Genomic DNA, 7,961 nt, shown 5'->3' on the forward strand with positions numbered 1-7,961 from the left:
ATAATCGCGAGCGCACCTAACTCTACTGGAGGCAGGTGGACGGCTAGCCTGAAAAACAGACGTGGCCGAGTGGGTGGGATGCGACCATAAAACATGCATCGGCGCAGACCAGCTCTGCGTGGCGACCCTCGGGTTATACGCCGTTGGCAATGCACCATGGGTAATGAAGCCCCTCGGGGCCACAATCCGTTGGATATACCGGCACACACATCGACGTCCAGCATCACGCTGCCATGGCAGCATTTCGGCCTCCGCCCCCATCGCCGGACAGCCGATGCGACGCGCACGATAGCCCCCCCCTGCCGTCTCTGTCTGACAGAGACGGCCAGCGCCCACCCGGCGCCACCCCAATGCCCTCGGGCCATGCCGCCAGATCTCCCTGGCACGAAAACCGACGAAACCGTCACTCACAGGCCAGCCGGACGCTAGGCGCAGTCGCACCACGACTAGCGCCCTGCCTGCAGGAGCCCCCTGCCACAGCAGCCACCCCGTTCCTCGGAACAACAGCACGCTCACCGCGTAAGGACGTGAACACACCGATGCCCCACGACACGCGCAGTCGAAAATATGCGCAAAACACTCAACACCAGTATCAGGGGATGGCGGCATCAAAAAGCAAATATGATTAATCAAAATGGAGTTTAGATATGACGAGATGCGACCGAGCCAACCCGGACGCGAGAAATTTTGGCCTGGGTTCGAGGGACATGGGGTATGCCGGGCTGAATGCCCTACGCGAGGGGATGCTGAGTCACAGCTCGATCGCTACGATGGCGGATCGCTGGGCACAGTTCGCCGCCTGGGCGCGAGATACTGCGGGCATCAAGGACATGCGGCATATCGAGGCCTCGACCCTGCGCGACTACGCCACCCACCTGATCGAGCGGCTGGAGCGGGGAGAGATCGGCCCCACCACTGCGCAAAACCGGATCTCCGCCGTCAACCGGGTGCTGGAAATCGCCCGTGGCGATCGGGTTGTGCGGCTCGATCCCGTGCGCGAGGCGGGGCTGCCAATCCGTAGTGGGATCGCCACCACCGATCGGGCCGTGTCGTTGTCCCAGCACGACACAGTGTTGGCAGCGTTGCCGGAGCGGCTGGCCGCCATCCTATCCCTGCAACGCACTTTTGGGCTCAGGTTCGAGGAGGCGGCGAAACTCGACGCGGTGAGGGCGCTAGCACAGGCCCAACATGGCATGGTGCGCATCGAGGTCGGCACCAAGGGCGGTCTGGCCCGCAATGTCCCGATTACCAACCCGCTGGAGCAAAAATTTCTGCTAGCCAACGCGGCCAATCTCCAAGAAAACGCGCGCAGCCTGATCCCCGCGCATCAGACCTATCGTGAATTTCGCGCGGAGGCCTATACCGAGCTGCGCAGCGCGGGCATTCGCTCGCATGGCGAACGACACGCCTACGCCCAAGAACGGTACGCCGCCCTAGTGGGGGCCCCCGCGCCCGTCGCAGCCGGGATCCGTCACGGGGCCGAACATCATCGTTTTTTGGCCACCAAGCTCGGGATCGACGTCGCTGCAGCGCGGACGCTCGATCAGCAAGCCCGCCTGCAGGTGGCCGCCGAGCTAGGCCACGGCCGCATCGATGTCACCAACGCTTACCTGGGGTAACGAGCATGAGCAGCATGGAAACGTGGATCAGAGCCCGGGTCGATGTCTACCTGCGACACGGTGGCAAGACCAGCCGCAGAGCCACCGTACAGCGACTCTGCACCATCCTGAGCGACATCCGCCAGCATGAACAGGGGGTGAGGCTACCGCCCCAGGTAGGACGAGCCCATCTCCACCGCTATTGGGCCCGCCACAGTCGCCTTTCCGAGCGGACGCGACAGGATCATTGGTATGCGGCGCGGCTGTTGTGGGAGTTACTGGACAGGGCTGGCCAGCCGCCCCGTCCTCCGCTAGTATCGAATTCTGATTTTGATGATTCAAAATAGGATTATGATATGGAAGAGCTACAAGCGAAGTGGACGTTCGACCAGGGCGGGTTTGCCAAGGCGATGATCGTACCCACGCCGATGGGGGCCGGATACCATTTGCACCTGGTGAAGTTCGGTAAACAGAGCGAAACCGTAGTGCTGGAACGGCAGCGCGGCGGCTGGCGAGTGTTCAAGAGCATCGATGCTGCGGCCAACACCGCCAACGGCATAGGCTTTCGGCGTATTGAGATTGATCTGAGCAGCCGCTGAGCCCATTGTCCCACCAGGACAAAGACCACTCCGTGGACAGCGCCCCCGCCCACAGCCCGCAAGCGGTCTGATGGACGGCCTACGGTGCGGGCGCATGCCCACCTCGCCAAGATCCTCTCTCTAAAGACAAACCATATCAGACAAAGACGCCCTAACGGGCGCTGTTATCTGATAAGGCTTATTCGATCACTTTCGTACACGTTTGAGGTACAGGCTTACCGTACTGGCTGAAATTTGCAGATCCTCAGCAATATCACGGTTGCTGTAACCCTGTTCTTTGAGCTTGACCACCTCGGGCAACAAGTCGGCCCGAGCCTTGCCATTCTTGGTTGGGCGTTTGGATATACGCCCTCCCTTAGCCCCACGATGCGCCTGCACCTGGCTAAACCCTGCAGGGGTAAATCGGTTCCATACCCAACGGGCGACACTCTTGGCCGTGGCCTTGATCTCCGACACAGGAAGCGGGCCGCCCTGTTCCAACCCAAACGCATTGGCGCTCTCACAAGTGGTTCTCACCGCATCGGCCCAAGCCTCATACCCGTTAGGCCGCCAGAACTCTCTAACTGCGCTGTAGGCCCATTCACGCACGTTGTCGAACAGGGTGACATTGCGCCCCAGCCCGGTCGCCTCTTTGCGACTGCGGTGGCTGTAGGCCACCAGATCGGCATCCGGGCAGAACTCGGCGAGATAGTCGAGGGAGTAGGGTTCAATGTTATGCCAAAGCGTCCACCAATCGCTGTGTGTGGGGTTTTTGGTGATGAGGCCTGCATACCCCATGTCCGCCCCCAGCCGACGCGCCAGAACGTGTTCTATAGCCGCTAGATAGCGCAGGGGCTTTTGTTTGGCTGCACAGGTACGGGCGACCGGGGTGGCAAGCTGATAGCCCAGATGGGCATGGCCGTTGCGCAGGTTGACACAAATCCAGTGCGGCGCAGGCAATCCGGTATCCTGCCAAGAGTGGTAGCCGCCCGCCCTGTCCACGTCGAACACCAGGGTCGCGACATGCGGCGGCGGGTTGTGCTGGATATGGCGATAGGCCAGCGCCGTGGCCTGCGGACGGATCAGCAGCCCTTGGGCGGGGTCATCGGTGCAATAGGGGCGATGTGGCAGACGTTCAACAAACGAGGCGTAAGAGGCCGATTTTACCATCGATCACCGCACAAATTGGCGGTGCAAACTCCGCACTCTTCCACACAAGATAGGTGGAATGAGGGGGAAGTTGGTTGTCTATAAATAACCATGTGTTAGACTTTTCTCATAGGTTTAGTGCCTAGCCCCGAACTCTCTTACCGACTCCGCCAAGATGAAGATAAGAGATTCGGGGTTTGTCTTTTCTGGACAGTACGTTACATCAGGTGGTCACACCTTACAAATGCTCGCTAATCAAGACGCGACATGGCTTCCAGATACACCTCTTCCCGCTCACGCTTTCCCACCGCGACTACGAAGACCACCACTCGATCATCCTGTACCTGGTAAACCAGCCGATACCCTGCGCCACGCAATTTGATCTTGTAGCAATCAGGCATCCCATTCTTCGCTTCTGCCTGCACTGGTACCACGAAGTAATCCCCACTGACTTTGGATCTTATTTTCATTGCTTACTGCATGCGTTTTTCTGTATTTTCACAAAATTACAAACAATGAGAATCCAACCATGATCATCGGACTCCTCAACCAGAAAGGCGGCGTTGGCAAGACCACCCTCAGCGTGAACCTGGCTGCCAGCCTGGCCCGTCATGGCTCTCGCGTTCTCCTAATCGATGCCGATCCACAAGGCAGCGCCCTGGACTGGGCCGCCGCTCGCGATGGCGAGCCCCTGTTCTCGGTCGTCGGGCTTCCCCGTGCCACCGTGCACAAAGAGATCGGGCAACTCGGCCTAGGCTATGACCACATTGTCATCGACGGACCGCCACGGGTAACCGATCTCGCTCGTTCCGCGATCATGGCTGCTGACGTAGTGTTGATCCCGGTACAGCCAAGCCCCTACGACATCTGGGCGGCTGACGAAGTGGTGAAGCTGATTGAGGAGGCTCGCATCTACAAGGAAGGACTGAAAGCCGCATTTGTAGTTAATCGTAAAATCGCAAATACAGCTATTGGGCGAGATGTCGGCGAGGCGTTGGCCGCCTACCCCATACAGGCCATGACCGCCAGCATCACCCAGCGCGTGGTTTTTGCTGAGGCTGCAGCCCAGGGCCGAGCCGTTCATGAAACAGATGCGACCGGCCCAGCCGCCTCAGAGATCGATGCCGTCATGGCAGAATTGATGGAGATTGCACGATGAGCAAGAAGGTCACCATCGGCACCAAGCCGACCAGCAAAAATACGCAGGCCTCCGCCGACGAGTGGGTAGAAAGCCGCAATTCTGGCGGCGAACCAGAAGCGATGAAGCGGCTCACCATCGACATTCCAGAGAGCCTGCACCGCGAAATTAAGATGCAGTGTGCATCACGCGGAGCCAAGATCGCAGACGAGGTTAGAGCACTACTTTTAATGAAATACGGAAATATGTAATTGCGATTTTGACGGTAGAAAAAAGGGGCGTCCGATTTACTGTAACGCCCCTGATGCTGTCTCTTGATCCCGGAATCCTCGCCGCTTGCGGCGGGGAGCAGTCACACGTTGAAACCGACATGCCTCCCTGTAGGAAGCTCTACATCAACACGCAGCTTCCCACCCATTGCTTCCACGTAACGCTTCATGGTGGATAGCTTGATATCATTCCCCCGCTGCTCCATCGCCACAACGGCCGGTTGGCTGATGCCAAGGGCAGAGGCCAACTCCACCTGGGACACTTCCAACTCTTCACGCAGCGCTTGCAAGCGCACCTCCAGCAGCAGCTCGTTAGCCATCTCCTGGATCCGCTGCTGACTATCCACCGAGCGGGAGGACAGCATCTCATTCAGTGTTCTTCCCATTAACCTACCTCCAACTCAGTTAAGTGCCTGGCGTATTCCGCCTCAGCGACCGGCAACATCTCTTTGTAAAACCGCTTATCGTTACCGCCCTTATTGCCAGCACACAACACGATGGCTTGCCGCAACGGGTCAAAAGCAAAGAACGCTCGTAGCGGCTCCCCCTGGTGCTGAACTCTCAGCTCTTTGAGGTTCGTAAAGCGAGATCCCTTGATGGTATCAACTAAGGGTCGCCCTACCGATGGACCGCCCTGTGCCAAGGCAAGCAACCCAGCCAAAACCTTCTCCTGCGTGGCCTCGTCTTGTTCATCAAACCAGACATCGAATAGAGAGGTCGTTTTTACTGTCCACATAGCGCACCGAATATAATCTTTAGTTTATATTGTAGGGGGTCTCGACGTAGGTAACAAGTTACCGCTGTCGTAGTGCAAGCATGAAGCTACTGGCATCAACCTCGAACCGGCTGACCCCGATCTGCTGCAGGTAGAGCACCAGGGTATCGAGCTTGCGAAAAACTCTTAGTTGTTTGCTGCGCTGGGCGGCCAGGGCACGTTCGGCCAGACCGTAGCGCACCAGCAGCGTCCAGCCGCCAGGTTGTCCGACGGCGACCACGACACGAACGGCACCGGCCGCCACCAGTTGTACCAGGGTGGGATGGGTAATGGTTTCCATGGGGGAGATTCCGAGACAAGGGATAATGCGGTGCAGGATGAGAGATAACGCCCTGCAAAACAAGTCATCTTGCAGGATGACAGGCAGCAAAAAGGGCGTCCGATTTAACGTAACGCCCCCTTATGCGCAGTCGTCATCGTCGCTGGCCGACTAATTCAAATGAACCTACCCAGCCAATTCCTCTTGAGGTTTTTATGCCTGCGTAAGTAATTTTTCTAAAATTTCAATTGCGCGATTTTTATTGTGAAACTTAGCATATTCAAGGTGTGAGAAGGGTAGATCGCATGATTCAACTTTAAAGCCTGCCCTTAGCATCTTTTGCATAAGTTCAACATCTTCGTTATAGACCGCATCCTGAAAAATTTGATGGATTGATACTTCATCTTGAGATTCAACAAAATCTGACAAATCCGCCTGCTGCTCTTTACCGCAATGCTTGCACAGCCTAGCCTCACTTTTAATTAGCTCGGCGCAATATTTACATTTTTTTTGATCGCCAGACTTCATTGCTTTCGCCTCAACAACGTCCACCTGCTTGCTTATAACCAATGATAAAACGACTCCGACCGGACCAAGCAAAAGCCCAATAGCGAACCAACCAAAAACACTACGCCCCTTATTACTTGCCACAACGGAAGATATAACTCCACAAAAAAACCAAAATCCAAAAATACCTAATAACATCATTACCACCCTCAGTTTTTATCGATACCGATTCAAGAAACCAACAAAAATATACTATACCTTAACCATTCTATTAGCACTGCTCATACCATCGATCAGATGAGGTGTGCATAATCACTTATTTTCAAGAGATCCTGCCCCCCCCCCCATTAAGCTTGCTGCTCTGTGCCGCCAGAGTGCGCTCGACCAGGCCTTAGCGCACCAGCAGCTAGGCTGGCCAACGGCAACATATACGAACGGCGCCTGATGCCACCAGAGGATGAGATTGTGATACACTCAATAGCTGCTAATTAGGAGATTTGATGCTACTGGTTACAACAAAATTTTCCCGCCTTTACGGCAGATGAGCTTTCACTTTGCATTCAATATTAAAGCCCTAAACTTAATTATCTTTCACTACTGTCACAGCTGTTCCGCTTGCAGTAACCATAAGCATAGACTTATTCCCACCTGAAATTTCATCGACATCAATAGTTACACCAACAATAGCATCGCAGCCTAGCTCGCATGTTTTTCTTCTTAGCTGGGATAACACTTGATTTTTTATTTCATCCAATTTTAGCATGTAAGTGGCTGAGTTGCCGCCAACAATATCTCTTGCAATGGCGAATATGTCACTAAATATATTGGTGCCAGCCACAACCGTTGCCGTCACAACACCATTAACCTCTGATACATCAACACCCTTACCTAGCAAATTCGTGGTTGACGTTAGTATCTCATCATAAGGATAAAGTCCATTTTCTTGACTTCTCCAAACACTCACTGCATGTGAGGTGTCTTTAGCAAAGCAATTTTCATAAACAATGAAAAAACCCTGCTCAGTAAGTGATGAAATCTCATTTGATGATCCATCAGACAATATGTCTACAGCTACACATGTCCCACACTCGCCTTTTACCAAAATAAAATGCTTCTTCATTACAACCTCAAACTGTGAGTTCACCATTGATGTTTTAATTTTTTAAAAGCTTGAGTCTGCTGTGCAGTCTCTATGAACACGGTCTCATATAGTACTAAATCCGATCCCAGAAAGGGTGCTCCGAGATCTAAAAACAGGATTGAAACGACCACAAACCGGTGCGCATAACGCCTTTTATGTTAAACCGCGATTTTTAGCGGCTAAAACGGGGCGCTGGCGGCAAACAGGCCGCCTGTATCGCGTTTTGGGGCGTTTCGACACCCAAGACAGGGCATTTACTGCCTGAAAGTTTGCAACGCTTCTGAGGCGGTTTTAGGGCCAGATCCTGCGAGATGGCGTTTCGATCCAAAATTCGCAGCTAACGGGCAAAACCGCCATTAACTAGTAACGCGCATTCAGATAAACGCCACCAATTATCCTGACAGGATACAATCCTTATTTATCAAACACTTATTGCAAGACCACGTCACCTGCATGAGAATGATGACTCATCCAACTGAGCGACCGTCCAGCTAGAGCCTGCATCACAGACTCTCTCTAGACCCGCTCGCCAGGCTAGCTCTCCTGG

At 54.6% G+C, this 7,961-nt stretch carries 11 protein-coding genes and 1 pseudogene; 5 read left to right on the forward strand and 7 right to left on the reverse strand.

Going from position 1 to position 7,961, the window contains the following annotated elements:
• Window positions 1–647 precede the first annotated feature (647 nt).
• Genes MRK42_RS21470 through MRK42_RS21480 form a run of 3 tightly spaced genes read left to right on the forward strand, consistent with a single transcriptional unit; the run spans window position 648 to window position 2,197 of the window.
• Entirely contained in the window at window positions 648–1,619 is a 972-nt protein-coding gene (locus MRK42_RS21470; RefSeq protein WP_354689075.1) for an integrase domain-containing protein, read from the forward strand.
• 14 nt (window positions 1,620–1,633) lie between these two features.
• Entirely contained in the window at window positions 1,634–1,945 is a 312-nt protein-coding gene (locus MRK42_RS21475; protein WP_354689076.1) for a hypothetical protein, read from the forward strand.
• A 9-nt stretch (window positions 1,946–1,954) separates the two neighbouring features.
• The gene (locus tag MRK42_RS21480) at window positions 1,955–2,197 is read left to right on the forward strand and encodes a plasmid replication protein RepB (protein ID WP_159164803.1); all 243 of its coding nucleotides are present in this window, start codon (window positions 1,955–1,957) and stop codon (window positions 2,195–2,197) included.
• A 186-nt stretch (window positions 2,198–2,383) separates the two neighbouring features.
• Here MRK42_RS21480 and MRK42_RS21485 read toward each other — a convergent pair whose 3' ends face one another.
• Complete coding sequence (locus MRK42_RS21485) at window positions 2,384–3,346, reverse strand: replication initiation protein (protein ID WP_282414870.1); 963 nt, start codon at window positions 3,344–3,346, stop codon at window positions 2,384–2,386.
• 230 nt (window positions 3,347–3,576) lie between these two features.
• Window positions 3,577–3,729: pseudogene (locus MRK42_RS21490) on the reverse strand (type II toxin-antitoxin system RelE/ParE family toxin); the annotation flags it as partial.
• 125 nt (window positions 3,730–3,854) lie between these two features.
• On the opposite strand from MRK42_RS21490, the gene parA reads away from it, so the two are divergent.
• Together parA and MRK42_RS21500 are read left to right on the forward strand one after the other, a co-directional pair.
• Complete coding sequence (parA, locus tag MRK42_RS21495) at window positions 3,855–4,484, forward strand: ParA family partition ATPase (RefSeq protein WP_202979128.1); 630 nt, start codon at window positions 3,855–3,857, stop codon at window positions 4,482–4,484.
• The gene (locus tag MRK42_RS21500) at window positions 4,481–4,714 is read left to right on the forward strand and encodes a hypothetical protein (protein ID WP_282414878.1); all 234 of its coding nucleotides are present in this window, start codon (window positions 4,481–4,483) and stop codon (window positions 4,712–4,714) included. The genes parA and MRK42_RS21500 overlap by 4 nt, the downstream gene beginning before the upstream one ends.
• Window positions 4,715–4,815: 101 nt before the next feature.
• On the opposite strand, the gene MRK42_RS21505 is transcribed toward MRK42_RS21500, so the two are convergent.
• The 5 genes from MRK42_RS21505 to MRK42_RS21525 all read right to left on the reverse strand — a co-directional run bounded on the left by MRK42_RS21505 (window position 4,816) and on the right by MRK42_RS21525 (window position 7,393).
• Window positions 4,816–5,118 carry a helix-turn-helix transcriptional regulator gene (locus tag MRK42_RS21505; protein ID WP_290435454.1) on the reverse strand — a complete coding sequence of 101 codons (303 nt, stop codon included), beginning with the start codon at window positions 5,116–5,118 and terminating at the stop codon, window positions 4,816–4,818.
• A complete protein-coding gene (locus MRK42_RS21510; protein ID WP_282414876.1) occupies window positions 5,118–5,468 on the reverse strand; it encodes a type II toxin-antitoxin system RelE/ParE family toxin in 351 nt (116 codons plus the stop codon). Before MRK42_RS21510 ends, MRK42_RS21505 begins: the two co-directional genes overlap by 1 nt.
• Window positions 5,469–5,526: 58 nt before the next feature.
• On the reverse strand, window positions 5,527–5,787 hold the full coding sequence (locus MRK42_RS21515; RefSeq protein ID WP_270804111.1) for a hypothetical protein: 261 nt from the start codon (window positions 5,785–5,787) through the stop codon (window positions 5,527–5,529).
• A gap of 192 nt (window positions 5,788–5,979) precedes the next feature.
• On the reverse strand, window positions 5,980–6,474 hold the full coding sequence (locus MRK42_RS21520) for a hypothetical protein (protein ID WP_354689073.1): 495 nt from the start codon (window positions 6,472–6,474) through the stop codon (window positions 5,980–5,982).
• A gap of 379 nt (window positions 6,475–6,853) precedes the next feature.
• Complete coding sequence (locus tag MRK42_RS21525) at window positions 6,854–7,393, reverse strand: YbjQ family protein (protein ID WP_354689074.1); 540 nt, start codon at window positions 7,391–7,393, stop codon at window positions 6,854–6,856.
• Between the last annotated feature and the right edge of the window lie 568 nt (window positions 7,394–7,961).

Source organism: Aeromonas sp. 19NY04SH05-1, assembly GCF_040581895.1.
GTDB lineage: Bacteria > Pseudomonadota > Gammaproteobacteria > Enterobacterales > Aeromonadaceae > Aeromonas > Aeromonas enteropelogenes.